Here is a 23212-nt window from a genome sequence, read left to right as displayed (position 1 = left end):
AAGAAAACAATCATGAGAAAGAATTTAATAAACATGATCATGCTAGTGGCGATAGCACTAGCCATATCAAGCTGCGAGAAAAAAGTCAACGATTGGGATGTCGACCCTTCACATGCGCGGCTCTTCCGATCGCTAAGTTTTGAAACAACTAACATTGGTGCTACCGATGTAGAAATCGGCTATACCCAAACTGTATCCGCTACCAAATACATTTTTGAGTTCAGCAAAGATAGCTTAGCATTTAATGAGATTGTCAAAACAGTAGAAATACTAGCGGATACGCTAACACCTTTTGCACCGTCCACCACGCCAACACGGGTGGTCTACCGCACCATATTTGAGGATTTAGACGGAACATCTCTTTACTCTGTACGCATGAAAGGCGTAAATACGGAGACCGGCCAGGAGTCAGGCTATGTAGAACTGTTTTTCAAGACCACGGCAGAACAATTGTTTTCCGGTGCCGATATATCCTTAGACCAAATTACGATGCATTGGCCAGCGACGGACAATGTGACCCATATCATGGTCACCGATCCGATAGACGATGATGCCGAGGTAAGACGGATTGATTTGACTGCTTCCAATAAAACAGAAGGAACTGTAACGATTACGGGGCTCCAGCCGGGTAAAATCTATATGATCTCTATTTTCAACGACGATGTTTTGCGAGGTACTCGGGTACTTGTGACCTCAGGTATATCCGGAGGAGAAATCATCCCCGTCTCTCCTGGAGATGATATACCAGCGTTAGTCTCAGCGGCATTGGCGGCAGGGAAACGGGAGATAATTTTAAACTTTTCGGGAGATCAACCGTATAATCTGGGTTCCGTAACGTTACCGACGGGCGTAATCAGCGTTAGTATAACCGGAACAGCGAATGCTAACGGTAAGAATCCAATATTACAAATCAGTTCTTTTAAACTATCGGACACGCAGTACGGTAGGGTTATTTTTGAGAATGTGGACCTTCACGCTATTACGGGAAGTTCTTTCCTTGTCACCTCCGATCAGGCAGGTACACAGACTACAGGTTACCGATTCATCAACTGTTTTATAGAAGGCTTTGGCAACGGCGTGGTGCGTTTGAATAATGCCGTCAATGTGAATCGAATTGAGTTTGATAATTGCAGAATTCATAAAAACGGCGGCTGGGGTGTTGTAAATGTGGGCGGAAGTGAGGCCGTTGTAGACTCCATCAAGTTTACCAACAGTACACTAACGGATCTTTCTACACAGCTCATGGACGTGCGGGTTGCCGTCAAAAAGATTGTAGTACAAAACTGTACCTTCTACAATCAGAACGCCACTATGAGTCAGTTGCTCCGTTTTGATACCAATAGGCTCCCATTAGAGATGGAGGCGGGAAGCAATATTATTTCAGGCACAAACAGTGGTGCGAAACTGAATGCAACCAGTTATGACCATGCAAACTTCAGCCTTCCGGTATCCTTTGCAGGCAGTTATCGAACGAACGAGTTTGAAATCGAAAGGGATTCCCGTGGATTTGCAGATATTACGCTCTTCAGCGGTAGCGCTGCCGATCTTTTTGTGGATCCGGACGCCGGCGATTTTAGGATTAATCCCGGCTCCGGGTTTGGCGGTCGCGGAACAGCGGGTGATCCACGTTGGTTCGAATAAAAACAACGAGATATGCCGCAGACTCTTCGTTTAAGGTCTGCGCGCATATCTTACAGTAAAAATAGCATTAATCGCACAGGATTAAAATTAACGAATAAAAAACAAATATGCTTTTACTATTGAAAACAAAAAATTATATACCGGATATCTCGATGCTATGTGCTATCCTGCTAATAGCTGTTTATCCTATTCTCCTGTCCTGTTCTAACAGTTCGGAAACGACATCGACAGAAGAAGAGGATAAAACGATCAAAGCGGATGGGGTTGTAGCGGCGGATGGTACCGGCGATTATAAAACCGTTCAGGAAGCGATTGATGCTGCACCCGACAATGCACAGGAATCCTATTACATCTACATCAAAAATGGCATCTATAAAGAGGTCATTACCGTACCCCGGAACAAAGATCATATCCACTTGGTAGGAGAGGATGCGGCAACAACGGTTTTGACCTACAACAACTATGCGAGTCGCATTAAACCGGATGGTTCCGACTACGGAACAAGTGGTTCCGCATCGTTCTTTGTACGGGGAAATAATTTCGTTGCTGAAAACATAACTTTCGAAAATACCGCAGGTATAAATGCGGGACAGGCATTAGCGATCAATATCGGTGGTGCTCACTCATCTTTTCGTAACTGTAGATTTTTAGGCCATCAAGATACGTGGTATGCTGGCAATGGAACCTATCAATACCTAAAAGACTGCTTTATCGAAGGATCGGTCGATTTTATCTTCGGCGGCTCTACCGCATTTTTCGATAATTGCCAGTTGGAAAGTACTCGGAACGGGTACATCACAGCGGCATCTACCCCCGAAGATCAAGCCTATGGATATGTATTCCATCAATGTACCCTCACAGCTCGCTCTGAGATAGCCAAAAGTTCGGTTTATCTCGGCAGGCCCTGGCGTCCGCACGCTCAAGCGGTATTCATCGACTGTGCAATGGATAAGCACATACAGCAATCCGGATGGCATAATTGGGGAAACCCCGACAATGAGAGAACAGCATTCTATGCTGAATTCAACTCTAGGGGATGGGGGGCTAGTCCAGAAACGCGTGTTTCGTGGTCTAGGCAACTACCAGCTGAAGAAGCTGTTAAATTCAGTTACGATAAAGTGATCGCAGGCAAACACCCCGACTTTATCGCTGATGATATAAACTTGGATATTGAACCGTAATTTTTAAAGATAGAATATGATTTTTAACCGCACAAAGAAGATTTTGCTCAGAGCCACCGTTTTATGTATGTTAAACAATATCGATTACGCGCAGGCACAGTCCTCGGCAAGCCCCTATCATTGGGATAATCTGCCGCAAGTCACACAACCGGAATTTCCGAAAGACACCATCGACATACAACAATTTGGGGCTAAGGGTGATGGCCATACGCTCAATACCCAAAGCATCCAGGAAGCTCTTATCACCTGCAGTAAAAAAGGCGGTGGTGTGGTTCTGATACCCGCTGGATACTGGCTTTCAGGACCACTGGAATTACAGAGCAATGTGAATTTGCATTTAAACGACAACGCTTTCCTGCAGTTCACGGCAGACTTCGACCAGTACCAGATTGTAGAGGGGAATTATGAAGGCAAACCATCTGCCCGCAACCAGTCTCCCATCAGCGGAGGAAACTTAAAAAATATCGCTATTACGGGAAAAGGTACTATCGACGGCAACGGCGATGCCTGGCGTATGGTCGGAAAAGGAGCGCTAACGGACAGAGCGTGGCGTGATAAGGTTGCCTCAGGTGGACTGATCAGTGATGATGGTAAAACTTGGTTTCCATCGGAAAAAACAAAACGAGCGCATGAGGAAAAACGATCCGTTCTATTGAGCGAGGGGAGGACCTTGGCAGATTTTGAAGATATTAAAGATTACTTACGCCCCAACTTACTCGTTTTAACAAATTGCGAAAAGGTATTGTTGGAGGGTGTTACCTTTCAAAACTCCCCTGCTTGGAACCTGCACCCGCTCATGAGCCAGCATATTACGGTTAGGGACGTCAAGATCAAAAATCCCGACTATGCCCAAAATGGAGACGGTATTGATATTGAATCTTGTTCTTATGTGCTCGTTGAAGATTGTATTTTAGACGTCGGTGATGATGCTATTTGTATTAAGTCTGGTAAAGACGAGGAAGGACGAAAAAGAGGGATTGCCACAGAGAAAGTAATCATCCGTCGAAATAAAGTTTATTTAGGCCATGGTGGATTTGTCGTAGGAAGCGAAATGTCGGGGGGAGCACGAGATATTTTTGTCGAAGACTGTACCTTTATGGGAACCGACAAAGGAATACGTTTTAAAACGACACGTGGACGCGGGGGAATAGTAGAAAACATTCATATTCGCAATATAAACATGTCTAACATCGTTGACGAAGCCATCTTCTTTGATATGTATTACTGGACGAAACCGCCACAGGCAAACGAAGTACAAGAAATTCCGCCCGTAACGGTGGAAACCCCGCAAATCAGAAATATATTCATTGAAAATGTCAGTTGTAATGGCGGAAAGGTAGGTGTTTTCGTACGTGGGTTGCCAGAAATGCCTGTACAGCATATCCATATGAAGAATTTAAATTTAACGGTGAATAAAGGTGTGGAAATTAAAGATGCAAGACATATAGCAATCGAAAACGCGCGACTACACACTGCAAGTGAAGGCCCTATCGTTTACATAGAAAGCGCAAAAGACATAGCGCTTAACAAGCTAGATGTCGACCAGAAACAGCCTCAACATGTAGAGGTACACGGCGCCAACTCCTCAAATATTGCCTTTGAAAATTCAACTATTGACAAAAATAAAGTAACTTTCGATTACGGTGCACATGCTGATGCTGTAAGAGTAAACTAAGAAATTCTGTATGACTATGAGAAAATTATTGCTAAAAACTTCCCTTATTATTACTGTGGCTTTTATTGTCGTACCCTTTAATGGACTACTGGCAAACCAGCCTTTAAAATTGAAATATGATAAACCTGCCACGGAATGGAACGAAGCTTTACCCATTGGTAATGGTCGGCTAGGCGCTATGATTTTCGGCGGCCCAGACAAAGAGCAGATACAATTAAATGAAGAAACGATATGGGCAGGAGAACCCGGTAACAACGTCCCCAAAAACACCCATGACAATATTTTAGCGATACGAAAACTACTAGCTGAGGGAAAACCTAAGGAGGCGCAAGATCTGTCGAACGCTACCTTTCCTAGACAAGCGCCGGAAGGTTTAGACTACGGTATGCCTTACCAGACATTCGGCAGCCTCTGGCTGGATTTTAAGGGTCACGATACGTATAGTGACTTTCACCGGGAACTAGATATACAAGATGCGGTAGCACGTACATCATACCGAGTTGACGGTGTTCAATATCATCGGGAAGTGTTTGCGTCTTTTACAGACGACGTGGTCATCATCCGTTTGACGTCCTCCCAAAAAAATGCCTTATCTTTTTCAGTCGGTCTCAGCACACCACATCAGGTGCATGCCTTAACCTTAACGAAAAACCAAATGCACCTCTCCGGCACGAGCGGTTCCGTCGACAGCAAAACGGGGAAAGTGAATTTTGAGGGTATCGTACACCCTATACTAAGAGGGGGACAGCTGACTGCAGGTAATGATAAATTCGAAATCAAAAATGCGGACGAAGTGATCTTATATGTCTCTATCGGCACGAACTTTAATAAGTACAACGATTTAACCGGTCAGCCCGCGCTACGTGCACAGACCACATTGAACAATGCATTAAAAGTAAAATATAATAAGGCCTTAGCGAAACACAGCAAAAGATACCAAACCTTTTTTAATCGGGTTAAATTAGATCTAGGCACTTCGGCACAGGCCAATAAGACAACCGATGTTCGTGTGCGGGAATTTGCCACAGCGCACGATCCGGAGCTGGTTTCTCTTTATTTCCAATTTGGCCGTTACTTACTCATAAGCTCATCACAACCCGGTGGACAACCAGCCAACCTCCAGGGAATCTGGAACGAAAAGCTATCCCCACCCTGGGACAGCAAGTATACTGTTAATATCAATACCGAGATGAATTACTGGCCCGCAGAAGTTACGAATCTTTCGGAAATGCACGAACCCTTATTTTCGATGCTAGAAGATCTTTCCGTGACGGGACAGGAAAGCGCTAAAGAGATGTATCGCGCGCGGGGCTGGAATATGCACCACAACACGGACCTGTGGCGTATTACCGGTGTCGTTGACGGCGGCTATTACGGTATGTGGCCAATGGGCGGCGCTTGGTTGAGCCAGCATATTTGGCAACATTATCTCTATAATGGCGAAAAAGCGTTTTTAAGAAGACATTATGACGTCTTGAAAGGAAAAGCCCTGTTTTATCTGGATATTCTGCACGAAGATCGTTCAGGGAGATGGCTGGTTATCAGCCCTTCGATGTCACCCGAGAATTCTTACTTACCAGGCAGCATCGGTGTTTCGGCAGGGACAACCATGGATAATCAATTGATTTTTGATGTATTTCATAATTTTGTTCAAGCATCTAAAATATTAAATCAAGATCTTTCATTGGCCGATTCTGTTAAAATCGCTTTGGACCGGCTGCCTCCTATGCAGATCGGACAGCATACCCAATTACAAGAGTGGTTGGAAGATCTGGATAAAACGACGGATAAGCATCGTCATATTTCACATCTATACGGTTTATACCCTTCAGGGCAAATATCGCCCTTCCGTCACCCAGACCTGACCGAAGCTGCAGTAAACTCGTTAACGTATCGGGGCGATAAGTCGACTGGATGGTCTATGGGCTGGAAAGTGAACTGGTGGGCGAGGCTGTTAGATGGCAACAAGACCTATAAACTTATCCAAGAGCAGCTAAGTCCTCCTCTTGGAGACAAGGGGCAAGGCGGAGGTACTTACCCCAATTTGCTGGACGCACACCCACCATTTCAGATTGACGGAAATTTCGGCTGTACATCGGGGATTGCCGAGATGTTAGTTCAGTCTTACGACGGTAATATTTTTATTTTACCCGCGTTACCGGATGCATTGCCTAGCGGTAGTGTGAGTGGCCTGAAAGCCCGCGGGGGATTTGAGATCGATATGGCGTGGGATAACGGGATACTAACAAGCTTAACGGTTCACTCCAAATCAGGCGGAAACTGCCGCCTTCGTTTGGCAGAGGCAACAAATTTGAAAGGAGATGTGGAACTCCATACTGCCCGAGGAGAGAATGTTAATCCATTTTTTCAAGTGCGCGAAATTAAAGCTCCACTAAAATCAGAAAAAGCAAGCTTAAAAGGTTTCACGGTACCAAAAACAAAACTGGTAGAGTTTGATACGAAAGTTGGTAAACGGTATACGTTTTCTGCTAGCTAACGTTTCCTCCACTAGTCCTTCAGAAGTTGTTCGAGATTGGTTCGAGATTGGTTCGGGACTGATTTGGGACATCTTCGCTTTTTGTTCGGCAAATGCTCGGGTTGGCTTTGGCATATTCCCGAAGATTCCTCAGTGCTAATCCGAAGTCTTCCCGAAGTTAACCCGAAGCCTTCCCGATATTGATAGGAGGTTAAACCGAAGTTTATATAAAGTATATACGGACTTTGGCGGACTTCGACGGACTTGGGTGGACTTCCCTGCACTTCTATCAATCATGCAATAACGGTTATCGGGGAGGCGGCGGGGAAATAATGGTAAAGTAAAAGTAATAAATGTTAGACAATTAACCTCATAATGATTTGTGGTTCGCTCTAAATTAACGTATTTTTTCTATTTTAATAAAAAAATCCAACATTACTAGATTGCACTGATATGAAGCACCTAATAATCGACTCTTGTAAATTCGCATTGTTCTTACTGTGCCTTTTCGCTTCCCCATTATCAAGAGCACAGGAAACCATTGTGTCCTACGTCACTAAGAACGGCGGTCGTACCGCATATAAGGATTCGGCGGAATATACCAGCATACTGCGTATAAAGCCAAACGAGCAGGGACTGTATGAGCTAAACGATTATTATCAAAACGGAAACTTAAAGCGCCATGGGTGGGTGAAGGCTCCGGATCCGATGCGATTGCGTTTGGAAGGCTTGGTAGAAACTTATTATGATAGCGGATCTCTGGAGACTGCTACCTATTACACCGACAACAAGCGGATTGATACGGCACACCGCTATTACGAAAACGGCGTTTTAAAAGAAGTGAAGGTTTATTTGAAGCCAAAAGAAGGACAAGAACGGCCAGCATGGGACGGGACGAATAAGCGCTTGCTCTACTATGCGGATTCCACTGGGACCATGCAAGTGCAGCACGGCAATGGCGAGATAGTGCTCCGCCACGACAATGGCGTCGATTTCGAACAAGGGCTGTACAAAGAAGGCTTGCGGGAAGGCCGCTGGGAAGGGTCCTTTAGGAAAGGGAAGTACCGCTTTGAAGAATGGTACGAGGAGGGAACCGTTACCGGGGGCGTTAGCACCGATAGTGTAGGAGCAACGCTTCCTTACAAGGAAAGAGACGTTCACCCCGAGTACCCAGGCGGTGTACAAAATCTTAGGCGGTTTGTGGCGCAGCACTATCGCTACCCGAAAGAGGCGGCTCGGGCTGGTGTAAAAGGGCAAGTGATCCTCCGTTTTGTGGTTGATACAGCCGGTAATCCAACTGACTTTGAAATCGTAAACGATCTGGGATATGGCACCGCTGCCGCTGGCATTGAAATGCTCAAAAAGTCAGCGAAATGGGCGCCAGGCTACCAACGGGGTGTTCCGGTTCGTGTGGCCTATACACTGCCGATTTCGTTAAATATAGCTGATCCTCGTCAAAGCGGCAATAATTAGCTCCCGCTCCAGGAGCGGCCCTGCATCTGCTTCAATATTTCTTGCATTCGCTTATAGTAATGCTTCTGTGGTTTATACAGCTCAACCGCACGCTGCTGCGCGGCTTCTGCCTCAGCATAAAAACCGATTTGATATAGCAGTTTCGCGAGGATATGGTGAGATTGCCCGCGATCAGGGAGTAGCGCAATAGATTTATGCATCCAGCGGATACCATCGAACAACACCTCCGGATCCTCTTTTCCAAAGGCCAGCAGTTGGTTCGCTCCGTAATTTAAATTGTCCACCTGCGTTTTTACGTACCGCGGACGATGCTTTTCCAACCAGTTCTGAAAGCGTAGATTCTCGACACTGTCTAACGCGAATCCTCTTCTCGAGATATTCATATTTTGACTATTGGCGTAATCCACCTTGGCTAAGGAATCCTGGTCTAGACGATAGAAATAATTGTTATAATGATTTCTTGCATAGGATCGATACGATATCGTATCCCCGCAAAGCTGCAAATACTTCATCGGATAGTAACTTCGGGCTATATTGCCTCGCAGACGATGCGATTGCCAAGTATTAGCCATCCGGTTTCCCAAGTTTTGGGCCAAAGCAAAGCTCTTTTTATCCAGTGCCTCCCGAAAGGTTTGACGCTGTATACGCCCGTTTATTTCGTTTCGGATAGGCAAGGGCAGGGTCGCATAGAGGCTATCCACCATGTTGCGGTTGGTGTAAGCTAATTGGTAGGTCTGGCTATCATAAGCCGGGCCGCTGCGCAACAAGAACGCCACCGTTTCAAAATTATTCAGTTCCTGTACCGTTAGCCTAGAAACGTAATCACTTAGTACTTGCTCGTCTGTATACTGATCGAATATCTGATATTGCTCCAGCAACTTTTGTAACAAAGACTGGCTACGGAAACCTTTTCTATATTGCTTTATTAGCTTTCCCATAGTCTCGCCTGCAGCGATGGTCTTAGCGGAGTCGATCAATTTCAGCAAGGTATCTTCCTGTTTGATTTGTTTGTTATAACGTAGTATCGGATAACCATCTTTGTCGGTAAAGAGATATATAGGGGTACGGAGGTGGTACGTCTTCGATATGGGATGGTTAACCTCTTCCGGGGCAACCCGTACGACGCCCGAAACGAAGGCTTCCGTGAGCAGGTCTTTCGTTTTTTTTGATATTGTCAAGCCGGCATAAGGAGAAAACTGCTCGCTACGCTGATGCACTACAAAGAACATAGGCTTATCCCGTTGTCTCGCTTTCGTTATTAGGCTGTCGTAGGTGATATGGCTCGAAAACTCCGACTGCGCCATCGACGGGAAGACAGTGAACTGAATAAGGAAGAGTACGATAAAGGTTCTACAATGAATCATATGTTAGTGAGCTTAGCATACCCTAAAGGTAATTAATTATTCTTTCATTTTTTTCGTCGTTATGTATATGTACATGCGAATGCCTGCATGGTACATTTCTGTTTTGTACCAGAACAAAGCCGACATGTCAAGTGAGTTGTTGATTATGTTTCGTGACTTTGTGGTCAACTACAAGCACATAGTCGTTCACGCACGTGACATGTTTGATATGTCACGTGCGGTCATCGACCATCAAAAGGACAGAATCGATATGTCAGGCAACAAATACGTTTTGACACGGTACAAAGCCGTCAACTACAGTGACATAATCATTATGTCACTGTACATAACCGCTATGTACATGCGCAACGGGCCAATGTACATGTACAAAATGGGGACTTTGCCTTTTTTAGACTTTCGCTGTTTTGTTTCTGTGTAAGCTCTTTTACTAAACTGTTCAGATACACCTCAAGATTGGTGTATCCCGTTTTGCACAATGTAACGGCTCTTCCGTCAGAGGTATTATTGGGATCCAATCCGTTCTCTTTTTCCCACCAATCCGGCATACCATCGCCGTCGGAATCTTGCAGAGACTCGGGGTTAACATCGCTGTCGCTCAAATCGGGCCACGCGCTTGCTGCGTCTGAAGGTTTTACATCATTAGGAACGTCTATGAGTCCGGGATAATTTTTAGCGTCTGAAGAAATACTGCCGAGATAAGTTGCTGTTCCGTTTTTCGTTTCTTCAATGATTCGTATATCAATGCTATCACGCTGTTTCGAACATCCTGCATATTGTACAACCAAACGATAAGCTTCCTGAGCAGTGTGGGTGGTAACAACGTCGGTTTCCAACGGGGAGGAAAGGCGCATCTCGTTTTTCACCCGCTCCGTAAAAGTGTTATCATTGTTAGGACCAATTTGTTCGTAGATTCCTTTTGGCCAGTTATCTCGCGTAATTTCTTCATATCCTTCTATCACATTTCCGTCTACATAAAAACGCCCCCAAACATGTTCCATAGGTTTCCATCCATTGGGTTGACCGTTCTTTCCGGTCACATATTCGGAAGTACGTACGCCGATAGCAGCAATACGATAGTGTACACGACTATTCTTCGGCGTTGCGGGACCAGGCTTGTAATAATTGTTTACAATGTTCACGTGCATTCCTTCGCCACCGTAACACCCCGCTCCCGCCCAATTATAAAGCACATTGTTGCGCATATCCACATATTCGCGCTCCTGCGTCGAAACATGCGGACCCAAACGAGGCATGCGACTTTCGTGATGGGCCATCAGATTATGATGAAATGAAGACCGGTGTCCGCCTACAATGGCTCCGTAACCATGTTTTCCCTTAGCATGTCCGGCTGTACGAAGGCTTTCCGAAATCAGGCACCATTGTACCGTTACGTTTTCGCCGCCATAGAACGTACAGGTTTCGTCAACCGACCAGCTAATGGAACAATGGTCTATAATGACATTCTTGTTTTTTGTTCCTCCTAATCCGTCCGGTTCGCCGCCTCCCTCATTACCCACACGGAACCGCATGTAACGAATAATCACGTTATCTGCGTTAACGGATACCGGATGGCGTGCAATACAAATCCCCTGCCCGGGTGCTGTTTGTCCGGCAATGGTCAGATTGCCGTCGACGATATTTAGGCGGTTTTTGAGAAAAATAGTTCCTGCCACATCAAATACCACCGTGCGTGTGCCCTGCTGTGAGACAGCATGGCGAAATGTCCCCGGTTCGTCACCATCTTCCAGTGTGGTTACATGATATACCGTTCCTCCGCGTCCGCCTGTAGCATAACGTCCAAAACCTTCGGCTCCCGGAAAAGCAGCAATATCATGCTGTGCAAATATTGATCCAGCGGAGAAAACCGACAGCAAGAAAATAAGTAGACTTTTCATGTTGTTAAATAATGTAAGGGCTTATTGGAATATCCCATCCAAAAAAGTGACCGTATAGTCCATCATCGGTTGAAACCAAGGGCTGAAGAACCAAAACGGATGAGGCGTATCGGGGAATTCTCGAATTTCCCAATAAATACCATACCGATCGAGCTTTTTGATCATATCATCTCGTCCTGCATGGAATCGCGGAATAGAACTATTTAAAAATATAATCGGCACCGAATTTCGTGACACATGGTTTAGAGGAGCCGCCAATTCCCAGTTTATCGGATTCTGTTCATAGGTCCCATCCAACCAATTGGATGCTGCGGCACCTTCGGAAGACTCTGGGTGCCGGAACACAAGCGTTCCGTCTATATTGACAACAGCTTGGACATCGGAGACCTGCCCGGCATTTCCTCTACTCCGTCCTTCAAAATCAGGATTTTCATTTGTAACACCCAATAGACTGGCCAATTGTCCGCCCGCAGACGTTCCCAAGCTGGCTATTTGCTTGGTGTCCAACTGGATTTTATCGGCATTTGCTCGCATCCACCTTACCGCCGCCTTCAAATCATAGACAGCTTCAGGATACTTGGCTTCTAAAGACAAGCGATATTCTACCGCAACGGCAACATAACCTTTAGCCGCTAATGCCTTGCCAATAGAATGCATTTGAGATTTATCGCCTGACTGCCATCCCCCTCCGTGAATCAGCACCACTCCGGGATAACGCGTCGAGGAATCTCCATCAGGGTAAAACACATCTAAAAATAATGGACGCTCTCCAATGTGATCATACACTAAATTTAACTTGGTCCGAATCTGCGTGTCAACTTTCGGCTCCGAAATGCGGATATAAGGACGGTATTTCCGCTCTTTTAAATATGTCCCATGCAGCGTAAAAGAAGTATCTCTCGGCACCTGTATTTGGGCATAGGTGATAAACACGAAGTAGCATAAAAGGCAAGATAAAAGATATGTTCTGAGATTCATTATTCTCTACCTATCCAATAAAACACTCGCCATAATAAACGGTCCGATAGCTTTAGGATCATTATCCCGGATCGGCTCGGAAATATAATATTCAAAACTTCCATCGCGATAGTTCTTTTCGCCCCCCAATCCGGCTACGGAACAACAATCGGTGATGGATAAGGAGCCGTCTGCTTCTGTCTTGACGAACCGTTTTAAAAACTGATCATATGCTCGCTCTCCTTTTGTTAAATACGCCTTGTCCAAATAGCCTTTTTGCGCTCCTTTGATCCAAGCGTAAATAAACATGATAGAACCGGTTGATTCTAGGTAATTTCCTTCTCGATCACCTAAATCGGTGACTTGGTACCACATCCCTGTTTCCGGATCTCTAAATTTTTCGATGGACGCAGACAATTCCTGTAGGATGCTGATAATGGCTGGTCGATCCTTATGATTTTCTGGCAAAAAATCCAAAACGTCCACGATGGCCATCATGTACCAGCCGATACTGCGCGACCAAAAGTGAGGGGAGAGCCCCGTTTTCGGATCTGCCCAGCGTTGTTGTCTGCTTTCATCCCAACCATGAAAATACAGCCCTGTTTGAGGATCATACAGATGTTTACGGACATCGACAACCTGCAATGCCACGTCGTCAAATAGTGCCTGTTCACCATTTTCTTTCGCATATTGCGCCAGAAACGGACCCGCCATATAAAGTCCATCCAACCATACTTGATGCGGATAGATTTTCTTGTGCCAAAAGCTCCCGTCTTTCGTACGCGGATGTGTGCGCATTTGTTCCCGTTGATGATCCAGTGCTATCTTGAGCCGATCCTCTTTCGTTTTTGCCAAAATAGGGAAGAGAATTTTGCCGGTATTGACACGGTCGATGTTATACTCCAAAGGCTTATAGGTCTTGATGGTTCCATCAGCATTCACCATCGTGTCTGCATAATCATACACATAGTCATAATATTTCGGGTTGCCTGTCTTATCATAAACTTGTAAGATAGACTGCATCACCAGGCCGTGGCAATAGTTCCATTTCAACGTTTTTGAAAAATCGAGCATCCACGCCTCTGGGTTACGCTTCATGTCAGAATCTGCCATCTGCACATAGTTTTTTTGCCCAAAAGTTTGTAGGACCAAAAAAACGGAAAATATCGATAGGATTAACTTCTTCATCTGAACGAGGTTTATATTTATGTTCGGTTTATTATATGTTTTACAACAATAAGTATTTGATAAATAAATACATAAGAAATAGCATAAAAAAACAGTGCAAACGTTGCCGGCAACGTTTGCACTGTTTCAATACCTCATTTAAGCATTACCCTCGTTTGAAAAGCTAACTAGCGCTATCGCGTAAAGCTTTGATTCTATCGTGGGAGACTCTGATTTGCCCAGCTTGGTCAAGCACGGTTTCCAATGCCTGCCCGGTCAAATCACCGCTGTCCATCACCTTTTTATAAGCAGCCTTGATTGCGTCTTCACCACGTTCGGCTTCTTCTAAGATGCTTTTTCGATCTTTACCTCCGAACAGCGCTTTTACATCGATCCAAGCGCGATGAATGGCTCCCGCCACACTTTCGTCATCTTCATCCACTTCTGTTCCATGTTGTTCGGCTAAAATAGTAAGTTCTTGCGCAAAATGTTCGCTTTGTGCGGCTGATTCTGTGAAGATGAGCTTAAGGTCTGCGTTTACAGGCTCTAGGTCTTCCAATGCTTTTCTAAATCCCAGTGTACGATCATTATTGATCTCTATTAAGTTCTTTAAATGTCTTATCCCTTTCATAACATTTTCTTCTTTGTTGATTATATGATAAGAACGGTTTCAGGGAATAAAAGTTTCGGGATTGGATTTTAATATAACCCGTCCACCAAGCTATTGAAATATACCTCGATATTATCATATACTTCGCTTAGATCCCGTCCGTTGGCATTCGGCACATTTGGATCCAGATTGTTTGCAATCTCCCACGCATCAGGCATGCCGTCTCCATCGGTATCGTCTAGGGCTGTAGTCTGTGCCAATGTAGGCCATCCGCCGACATCCGTCTGTGAGTCGATGATGCCCGCGTAGCCCGTTTTCGAACCATTAAAAGTCGCCGTACCGTTTTTCACTTCATCCACAACACGTTGATCTACCGCATCACGTTTATACGAAGCCCCTGCTTTTGCTAATACCTGCTCATAAGCCTGTTCGGCTGTGCGTTGCCTACTTGGTATTTCAAAAGGGAACGGTGTCGTCCGTTGCGCTTGCACAGCAGAAACACCAGAATCGAAATCAACACCTCCGGCCCAATTGTTCATCGTAACACCCGCATTGCCATACACATAGTTACCCTCGATAAAGAACACGCCATGCCCCAAAAGATCCGCATCCACATTCCTTTCCATGGATACCTGCATGATACGTCTGCTACGTCCCGAAGGTGTTGCCGGTCCCGGCTTGTAATAGTTGTTCACGATGTTGTACTCGCCGTTTTCTCCGCCATAAGCAGAATTACCCCGCCAGTTGTAGATCACGTTATTGCGATAATCTACTTTATCGGCTCCAACCGGGCTCAATCCTCCTGTACCAGAACGATTTCCGCCGTCAAAGCGCGGATTACGGCTATTGTGGTGTGCCAACAGATTGTGATAAAAAGAGGCCTGATGACCGCCCCATATTCCTCCGTAACCGTGATCATCTTTTTCGTGGAACGATTTATTTAAGCTCTCTGCCAGAATACACCATTGCATCGTAAAGTCCCTGTTTGCATAAAATGACGAACACTCATCGATAGACCAGCTCATCGAACAGTGGTCAATAACAATATTTTTCTGGTGACGTCCCCACAACGCATCCTGCTCATTTTGAGTCAAATCTCCCATTCGGAAACGTAAAAACCGGATCACAACGTTGTCCGCAGCGACGGTCATTTCATAGTCTTGAATACAAATGCCGTCACCAGGAGCCGTCTGTCCGGCAATGGTAATATCGCCCTGGCTAATCCGCAATCTCCGTGTCAACTTGATATTCCCAGAGACTTCAAAAACTACAATTCGTGGTCCAGATGCCTCGACAGCCGCCCGTAAGCTCCCTGCGCCTGCATCGTTTAAATTGGTCACTTTAATCACCCTACCGCCGCGGCCACCTGTTGTCATCTTACCATAGCCTTCTGCTCCCGGGAATGCTAATGCCAGTTCAGGCTGTTCCTCTTCTGTCGTGGTAAAGGTTTCCACGAGCCTGTTAGACGTAAAAGAAGGGTTAGTCTTATGGATAGCGCGCAAACGGGCATAGTAAATCGTTGCCGGCGACAATCCGCTGAATTCTATCTCGGTTTGCTGTGTCGTATCGGTTTTGGCGACAATCTCCGAAAAGGAACTGTTGGTCCCGAGTTCTAGAAAGTAACCATCTGCTTTATCTACAGCATCCCATTCAAATATGGCCGATTTACTTGCTGGTGTTATGGTAAAGTTTTCGGGTTGCGGTAATACAGTACCCGCCGTCTCCTGTACTTCTTTGCTACAGCTTATGGTTATGCCTAATATACATAAGCTAACCGCAGTTAGAGAGATCTTTTTGATCTGCAAACTGATATCCTTGATCATCATTATTTTATAACGGTTAAGTTTAAAAGTAGGGGCAAGAAGCCCCTATAATTAACGTGCCCAACGCGGATCTCCAATAGGCCCAGCGCTACTGCTTGCTGTCCGTAGTGGCGAATTAGCCGGTAGCGTGAAATCACTTGTCGTTAAATCCCAGGGCAATGTTTCCGACAATACATTTGATACAACGACGACACTTGGGATATTAAGCGGCTCCCGCGGTGCGGCAGAATTCAATAGGTTAAAGACATTCGTATTGGCTATTCGCGCCGTCGCACCGTTGCCTGCTCTTAGCAATTCATTATTCATCGATAACGAGGTAAACCGAGGTGAAATCCAGCCCGTGTTTGCCAAAACACTGTTGTTGACTACAATATCGGCAGGTGTGTTCACATCCATTAGGGGGCGTCTGTTACCCGTATTACCAAAAGCATTTATGGTACAATAGTCGATAAGGATACTTGCTTCCGGTGTACCGATATTGGTATCGTAACGCAAGATATTCGTACTTAACCTATTAAATGTAGAATTCACCAGTTCAAAACGATTCATCTGCAACTTCTGCAATTCGAATAGTGCATAGTCCTGGTCATTGTCTTGTACAATACTGTTTTCCACGCGGATATAATCGATTTGATGTTCCCTATTTCCGGCACGGCTACCGCGCACTAATGCTCTACCAATGCCATTAATACGGCAGCCTTGTACGAGAATCGAGCTAAATGTCGTCGCGCCCCCCTGTAAATCGACCAAGTATGTTCCTTCCACATTCAGCATATCCACTGTAATGTCAGTTAAATGAATCCCCGCGCCATCACCACGCAATTCAAAACCTTTGGGGTTTATTGTTGTGTTTAGTGGATTGCCGGATACCGAACCGAAGGTGATGTGCTTATTCTCAATCCGCACCACATTTTCCGTCAGGTCATAAACGCCTGGATGCAGTCCGATAACAGCCTGATTTTCAGCATCGGCAATCACTTGTGCGAGATCATCCTCTGGTGTGACCTCTATCGTGAAGTTACTGGTGGCTTTGGTAGTGAATTTCATATCACCTACCTGTACGCTACCTGCAAACAAAAATGCAATATACTCGGTTTCGGGTTGTAAACCGTCTACCCTTCGTTCTCCAAATTCGACTTCTTCTGCTGTTAATGTAATTTCCTGTGCTACCAGAAATTGTTCTCTTCCGGTCTCTTCATCTATTACTCCCGTAGGTGTTCCGACAATAAGCTTGGTTGTAGTTTGGTCCGGACGCCACGTCAAGCGCACCCAGGTATCCTGTAAATCTATTTGCTCATCAATAAAATTGAACAATTGTTTACCACGGATCAGAAACCCATTGCTATGTAACCAATTGGATGCTTCTGATTGTATTGTTTCGGCCGTACGTATCCTTGCGAAATATTTAGTCTGAACTTCTATCTGCTGATCGGTTATAACGACACCGGTCGTGTCCGTATTGAGAGAGAACAGTGCTCCGTTGGTAAATAAACTATCTTTCGACACCTCTACTATGTAATTTGAGGTTTCCGTATTGGGTGCTTTACCCCACGTCAGTCTTACTTCTGTTTCTCCGCTTTCAGATCTAATCTCTCCGCCGGGCATAAACATCCGCTCGGGATTGAACTCCTTGAAAAGCTCTCCGTTTTTATCACAGGCAATAGACAAAAGGACACAGCATGATGCCAAAAGCCAATGGATATTATATTTATGTAATGTCTTCATCTTCTATATTTTTCTCGTTATATCCTATTGTAAATAACCGTAATCCTGCGTAAGCCGATAATTTTCCGACACGATTTCACTATATATCGGTAACAATTCACTTTGCCCGGCTTTGAAATGCAATGCATAGCCACTTCCATCCGGCGTACCCGAATCATTTACACCATAGACATAACCGTTGCTAACGGCATCGCGCCAATTTATCGCAGTATAACCCTCTGGTGCCGGCGCTGAACCTCCGCCGGGCGTTGATCTATAGAAAGCCTCATCGATGGTCCCCCCAACAAAATCAATATTCAGTATTTCCTCCGTAGCGCTGCTATTGGTGAAGGGCGATAGCTTAAAATAGATCCTGTTAGGCACATTGTCGTACATCCCTTCACCCAGTCTAAATGCGTTCAGTTTCTCCCGTGTTTCATTGAGCGTTGTTTCCGTTAAGTTCCACCGCAACAGATCATACTTGCGTATGCCTTCGCCACCAAACTCCAACAGACGCTCTTTAACTATAGCCTTAAAAAACTCGTCCTTACTTGTAGGAATTGCGCCTATTTTTGCTTCGTCACCTGCGTAAGCACGCACACGAACATCCTTCAGTGCTTGTATAGCCTGTACAGACGGTCCTCCGTTCAATTCGTTATCGGCCTCGGCAAATAGCAACAAAATATCCGCATAGCGCAACAACGGCCAGTCTATCCCTAATGTTTGGGATTGATCGTGGATGTTCGTCCAATATTTCCGAAACTTAGCATCCGTCATGTTAATGGCTGTCACCACCTGTTTGTCATCCTGTGCAGTAAGCTCAAACAATCCCAACGTTACATCCCGGCGCGTATCACCAATACCAAACTCGTAAAAATATGTCGGAATAGCCCGAACACCACCATTCGCATACCCCCAGCTGGAACTGGTGTTTTGACGCAAACCGTTAGCATATCCCAATTTACTGTCAGTACGGGCGTTACCACCATAAGCGCCTACCCTGAATACCATCTCACGATTTGCATCTAAAGATGATTGTCCATGCAGTGATTTAAACACGTCCTCAAAGCTTGAATTAAGCCCATTATCCCCCCGTTCTATCACGTCTAAACATTCCTGACGTGCAATTTGATAATACTGCAGGTAATCCGACCGTCGCTCCATCTTCCTACTGTCCCTGCGAAGGGAATATCCGCCGCGCGCTAGGGCGATACGGGCACGAATGCCTTTGGCGGCACCTTTGGTAATACGTGTGTTTGGGTCGTTGGATTCTGTTTGCCAAGGCAGCAGCGCGATAGCCTGTTCCAAATCCGCAAGTACTTGATCATAGATTTCGTCCCGATCCATTTTCTCTAGATAAAGGTCCGGCTGATCTGCTGAGGGAATAAAAGAAGCCGGTACATCTCCCCAGTTACGAATAACTTCGTGGAAAAACCAAGCTCGCAGCGCAAGGGCCTCTCCTAAAAACTTCCTCATCTGTGCCTTTTCGCTTTCCGTTCCGCTATTATACGGTTCGGACAATGGAATAAACTTAATACAGATATTAGCTCTTTCTATCCCTTCGTATAACTGACGAAAGGGGTTGTTTAGTTCGGTATTTTGCGGGGCTACGCCGTATTCACTTATTCCTCGTCTATCAAGCGCACTATAGGATCCAGATGTTTTAAAGTCATCGGCTGATTGCGTATATATAATAGATAACCGACTTCCATACCCATCGTCGCCCATCAAGCGGTTATATATTCCTGTGATAGCAGAATTGGTATATGATACACTCCCGAATACCGCATCTTGAGTCAAATTAGAAGGATTTTCTACTTCTAGATATTTTTCGCAGGATGAAGTGAACAACAAGGCCATCGTAGCCATGGAAGCGACACCCATCCTATATATATATTTCATTTTTTTCATTTTCTTAAGGATTAAAATGTGACATTCACGCCTGCCAAAATGTAGCGGCTTCTTGGATATGCGGCATAGTCTACTGCAGGTGTTAACGGGTTATTCCGTCGTGTATTGGCCTCGGGATCATACCCTGTATAGTTCGTAATAGTCAACAAGTTGTTTACCGTAGCATAAATGCGGAAATTTGAGAAAACGCGGGAACGACGAATCAAGTTTTCCGGCAGAGAGTAGCCCAAAGTCACGTTGCTTATCCGCAGAAATGAACCATCTTCGATTGCATAGGAGTGTAGGAAATATGCGCCTCCTGGTGGCGTCCACATCGTAGCGTCGGCATTCATTGCTCGTAATGTTTCCGGGTCGGTTACTCTTACACCGTTGTCGTCAAACCATTTGAAACGATCATTCATACTTGTCAACATATTGTTATCTCTATATAGATACTGTGTAGTAAATTCTAATTTATTGGCATTGTACACTTTGTTTCCGACCGACCAATTCATAAACACACTGAGGTCGAAGTTTTTATAAGCAAATTGATGATTCATCCCGCCAATGAATTTAGGTTGGGCGTTTCCTAGGATCGTACGATCTGTTGCATTGATCATCACATCTCCGTCGTCGCTGAGCTTTTTCAATTTAAGATCGCCCGGCTGTGGATTCCTATTGCCGAGCGCCACATTTCTCGAATTGGGGACACCCTCCTTCAAGGTGTAGGCACTGGTTGACGCATTATAATCAAAGTCGTCAATCGTATAGAAACCATCCGTAACGTATCCGTAAAATTGCCCGACAGGGCCACCGACGCCGACAATAAAGTCTTCAAACTGACTGCTTACCCAGCCAGCCCGCTCAAGGTAGGAATTAAGCGGTTGCCCATCAGAGTTCAAACCTAGACTTACGATCTTGTTCCGATTGAACGACATGTTGAATTGCGCCTGGTACGTGAAATTACGATTCTGCACAAGTGTACCCATCAATTGAATTTCGATCCCCTTATTTTGGGTTTCCCCAATGTTCTTTAGCTGTGTCGCGTATCCACTGGTGGCGGGCACACGCGCATCAAGCAGGAGGTCTTTGGTATTATTCATATAGAAATCCACCGAACCGGTAACTCTGTTGTTCAGAATCCCGAAGTCCAATGCTAAGTTTCTGGATACGGTGGTCTCCCATCTTAACGTGGAGTTAGAAAGTGAAAGCGGGGCAAAACCCGGCGTTATCGCTTCGCCATACGCATAGGAGTAGTTGCTATGCACACCGTACATCGTTTTATACAAGTCAATACCGATACGGTTATTCCCCACGGCACCATAGCTAAAACGCATTTTCAATTCCGGTAGCCAATCGCGTGCGCTTTCCATAAAATCTTCCTCGGAGATACGCCAAGCTAATGCCATAGAGGGGAAAGTCCCCCACCTATTCTCTTGGGCAAAAAGGGAGGAGCCATCCCGTCTCATAGAAACCGTAGCCATGTAACGGTCTTTATAGGTATAATTTGCCCGCCCAAAATACGACCATAAACGACTTTCGGACCAGTTCGTCGCGGGTGGTGTCTGCAGCATACCGTCTGGCGGTGTTGCTTTTTGAATGCCGGCAAACGCTTCTTCATCGGTAATATCTACAGGCAACCATTTCACCTCCGTAGATTGGTTTTTGATGTTGATCTGGTAGATCTCGTGTCCGATTACGCCATCAAACGCATGATCATTGACTTTCTTCCTGTAAGACAAGGTATTGGTGTTCGTCAGCGATAATGATTCGCCATTGGTTAAGTTAACCACCGGTTGATTATTATTTTGACGCGCAACCCCGGTCGAAATTCCCTGAAAACGATTGTCTTTACGATCCGTAGCATTAATACCGAAAACCGTTCGAAGACTCAGTCCCTTGATAAGTTCATAGCTAGCGTTTCCATTAAAGATAATATCGTTTCTGTAGTTATTTCGGGTCTCGTCCAGCGCGAGAACCATGGGATTTACCAAATTAGTCTGATTGGTAAAATCTGGATCAAATTCATCAACAACACTTTCCATTCCCGGCGCTATAAAAGGCATATAGCGTACAGCATTCCGCAAGCGGTTGTTACTTTGTGACCCCGTGTTGGAGGTTCCTACCCCATCAGTACGTTGTCGGCTGTAGCGTGTACTGAAGCCAGCTCTGAAGCGATCGTTAATTTTGTGGTCTAACTTCAATGATGCCAAGGTCCGCTGAAAACCGGACCGGATCATCACCCCTTCTTCATTAGTATGTGTCAAGTTAAAATTGACCGATGTTCTTTCCGAACCACCGACCATACCCAACACATGCGTTTGATTTCTAGCATTTCTGCCAAAAATAGCGTCTTGCCAGTTGACGAACGGCATATCCCGGTAAAGCTCTAGGTCTTCCCATCTTCCATATCGGTCACGAAATGCGTTTCTGGTTTGCTCATCAGTATTCAGATTATAGGCTTGATACTGATACATCACATAGTCATACGGATTCATCACATCCAACTGGTTGGTGATTTTTCGTACGCCACCAAAGCCATTGTAGGTTACCTGTGTTTTCATGTTCATTCCCCCTTTTGTGGTAATGATGATAACACCATTGGCGCCCCTCGCTCCATAAATAGCGGTCGCAGATGCATCTTTAAGCACATCGACGGACTGGATCTCTTGGGGAGAGAGTATCGATAGGGCATTCTCTACCTGAATCCCGTCAACGATATATAGCGGCGAGTTGTCTTGTGTAATTGACCCACCTCCACGCACCCGAATCATTACATCTGCACCCGGCGCTCCTTCTGTCGTCGTGACAGATACCCCGGCAAGACGCCCTGTAAGCGCTTCTGCAGCAGAACTCAACGGAATATCTTTCAGCTGTTTAGCGCCAACCGATGATACTGATCCGGTTAAATCTTTTCGTGCGACGGTTCCATATCCAATGACAACAACTTCCTCTAAGTCAGAAGATCCTTCTTCTAAGACAATATTGACTGTTTTGTCTTCAGATGAGACTACCTTCTCCTGCTCTACATAGCCCACAGACGTAAACACCAAAAGGTCTCTTGGCGAAACGGTAATGCTATACCTTCCATCGTCAGTCGTACTGGTCTGCCTGGCAGTACCTTTTACTTTTACGGTGGCTCCCGACAGCGGCGCCCTATCCGGTGTGAGTACGGTACCTGTAATAGTTCGCTCCTGTGCAATAACACACTGGACGAAGAAGAACATCAGCATGAAAGCTTTTAATATCCTCATAATAATTTTGATAAATAATTTAAACTGGTTACCTAAAAATTTAAGAACGATAATCTCTTTTTAGATTATGACACTTTGTATTTCTTTTTGGATTTTAAACAG

The 23212-nt window shown here is 45.3% G+C and carries 14 protein-coding genes; 5 read left to right on the top strand and 9 right to left on the bottom strand.

What is annotated here, in order from left to right; all coding sequences use genetic code 11:
- Positions 1-12: 12 nt before the first annotated feature.
- From C5745_RS15135 to C5745_RS15115, 5 genes are all read left to right on the top strand, one after another.
- Positions 13-1641 carry a DUF5123 domain-containing protein gene (locus C5745_RS15135; RefSeq protein WP_165793106.1) on the top strand — a complete coding sequence of 543 codons (1629 nt, stop codon included), beginning with the start codon at positions 13-15 and terminating at the stop codon, positions 1639-1641.
- A gap of 107 nt (positions 1642-1748) precedes the next feature.
- Positions 1749-2822, top strand: coding sequence for a pectinesterase family protein (locus tag C5745_RS15130; protein WP_243403367.1), 1074 nt, complete (start codon positions 1749-1751; stop codon positions 2820-2822).
- 67 nt (positions 2823-2889) lie between these two features.
- Positions 2890-4497 (top strand): glycoside hydrolase family 28 protein, encoded by a 1608-nt coding sequence (locus C5745_RS15125; protein ID WP_105717849.1) that lies wholly within the window; start codon positions 2890-2892, stop codon positions 4495-4497.
- A gap of 16 nt (positions 4498-4513) precedes the next feature.
- Positions 4514-6994, top strand: coding sequence for a glycoside hydrolase family 95 protein (locus tag C5745_RS15120; protein ID WP_105717848.1), 2481 nt, complete (start codon positions 4514-4516; stop codon positions 6992-6994).
- Between the two features lie 432 nt (positions 6995-7426).
- The gene (locus C5745_RS15115; protein ID WP_105717847.1) at positions 7427-8446 is read left to right on the top strand and encodes an energy transducer TonB; all 1020 of its coding nucleotides are present in this window, start codon (positions 7427-7429) and stop codon (positions 8444-8446) included.
- Here C5745_RS15115 and C5745_RS15110 read toward each other — a convergent pair.
- The 9 genes from C5745_RS15110 to C5745_RS15070 all read right to left on the bottom strand — a co-directional run bounded on the left by C5745_RS15110 (position 8443) and on the right by C5745_RS15070 (position 23110).
- The gene (locus tag C5745_RS15110) at positions 8443-9810 is read right to left on the bottom strand and encodes a hypothetical protein (RefSeq protein WP_133166359.1); all 1368 of its coding nucleotides are present in this window, start codon (positions 9808-9810) and stop codon (positions 8443-8445) included. The genes C5745_RS15115 and C5745_RS15110 overlap by 4 nt on opposite strands.
- Before the next feature lie 332 nt (positions 9811-10142).
- Positions 10143-11705, bottom strand: coding sequence for a pectate lyase (locus C5745_RS15105; RefSeq protein WP_207795820.1), 1563 nt, complete (start codon positions 11703-11705; stop codon positions 10143-10145).
- Between the two features lie 21 nt (positions 11706-11726).
- The gene (locus C5745_RS15100) at positions 11727-12683 is read right to left on the bottom strand and encodes an alpha/beta hydrolase (protein ID WP_105717845.1); all 957 of its coding nucleotides are present in this window, start codon (positions 12681-12683) and stop codon (positions 11727-11729) included.
- Between the two features lie 6 nt (positions 12684-12689).
- Entirely contained in the window at positions 12690-13850 is a 1161-nt protein-coding gene (locus C5745_RS15095; protein WP_105717844.1) for a glycoside hydrolase family 88/105 protein, read from the bottom strand.
- Positions 13851-14013: 163 nt separating this feature from the next.
- Complete coding sequence (locus tag C5745_RS15090) at positions 14014-14460, bottom strand: ferritin-like domain-containing protein (RefSeq protein ID WP_105717843.1); 447 nt, start codon at positions 14458-14460, stop codon at positions 14014-14016.
- 68 nt (positions 14461-14528) lie between these two features.
- The gene (locus tag C5745_RS15085) at positions 14529-16265 is read right to left on the bottom strand and encodes a pectate lyase (RefSeq protein WP_105717842.1); all 1737 of its coding nucleotides are present in this window, start codon (positions 16263-16265) and stop codon (positions 14529-14531) included.
- 48 nt (positions 16266-16313) lie between these two features.
- Complete coding sequence (locus C5745_RS15080) at positions 16314-17987, bottom strand: hypothetical protein (RefSeq protein WP_105717841.1); 1674 nt, start codon at positions 17985-17987, stop codon at positions 16314-16316.
- Between the two features lie 24 nt (positions 17988-18011).
- The gene (locus C5745_RS15075; RefSeq protein ID WP_207795819.1) at positions 18012-19868 is read right to left on the bottom strand and encodes a RagB/SusD family nutrient uptake outer membrane protein; all 1857 of its coding nucleotides are present in this window, start codon (positions 19866-19868) and stop codon (positions 18012-18014) included.
- Positions 19869-19888: 20 nt separating this feature from the next.
- On the bottom strand, positions 19889-23110 hold the full coding sequence (locus C5745_RS15070) for a SusC/RagA family TonB-linked outer membrane protein (RefSeq protein ID WP_105717839.1): 3222 nt from the start codon (positions 23108-23110) through the stop codon (positions 19889-19891).
- Between the last annotated feature and the right edge of the window lie 102 nt (positions 23111-23212).

It is taken from the genome of Sphingobacterium haloxyli (genome assembly GCF_002980525.1).
Classification (GTDB): domain Bacteria; phylum Bacteroidota; class Bacteroidia; order Sphingobacteriales; family Sphingobacteriaceae; genus Sphingobacterium; species Sphingobacterium haloxyli.
The sequence above is the reverse complement of the archived record's forward strand: the minus strand, read 5'-3'. Positions and strand labels throughout refer to the sequence as shown.

Bases quoted from the DNA above. Each gene is read 5' to 3' on its own strand.
- C5745_RS15110 (WP_133166359.1), bottom strand. From the start codon at position 9,810: ATGATTCATTGTAGAACCTTTATCGTACTCTTCCTTATTCAGTTCACT.
- C5745_RS15080 (WP_105717841.1), bottom strand. From the start codon at position 17,987: ATGAAGACATTACATAAATATAATATCCATTGGCTTTTGGCATCATGC.
- C5745_RS15130 (WP_243403367.1), top strand. From the start codon at position 1,749: ATGCTTTTACTATTGAAAACAAAAAATTATATACCGGATATCTCGATG.
- C5745_RS15095 (WP_105717844.1), bottom strand. From the start codon at position 13,850: ATGAAGAAGTTAATCCTATCGATATTTTCCGTTTTTTTGGTCCTACAA.
- C5745_RS15125 (WP_105717849.1), top strand. From the start codon at position 2,890: ATGTTAAACAATATCGATTACGCGCAGGCACAGTCCTCGGCAAGCCCC.
- C5745_RS15070 (WP_105717839.1), bottom strand. From the start codon at position 23,110: ATGAGGATATTAAAAGCTTTCATGCTGATGTTCTTCTTCGTCCAGTGT.
- C5745_RS15135 (WP_165793106.1), top strand. From the start codon at position 13: ATGAGAAAGAATTTAATAAACATGATCATGCTAGTGGCGATAGCACTA.
- C5745_RS15120 (WP_105717848.1), top strand. From the start codon at position 4,514: ATGAGAAAATTATTGCTAAAAACTTCCCTTATTATTACTGTGGCTTTT.
- C5745_RS15100 (WP_105717845.1), bottom strand. From the start codon at position 12,683: ATGAATCTCAGAACATATCTTTTATCTTGCCTTTTATGCTACTTCGTG.
- C5745_RS15085 (WP_105717842.1), bottom strand. From the start codon at position 16,265: ATGATGATCAAGGATATCAGTTTGCAGATCAAAAAGATCTCTCTAACT.
- C5745_RS15115 (WP_105717847.1), top strand. From the start codon at position 7,427: ATGAAGCACCTAATAATCGACTCTTGTAAATTCGCATTGTTCTTACTG.
- C5745_RS15105 (WP_207795820.1), bottom strand. From the start codon at position 11,705: ATGAAAAGTCTACTTATTTTCTTGCTGTCGGTTTTCTCCGCTGGATCA.
- C5745_RS15090 (WP_105717843.1), bottom strand. From the start codon at position 14,460: ATGAAAGGGATAAGACATTTAAAGAACTTAATAGAGATCAATAATGAT.
- C5745_RS15075 (WP_207795819.1), bottom strand. From the start codon at position 19,868: ATGAAATATATATATAGGATGGGTGTCGCTTCCATGGCTACGATGGCC.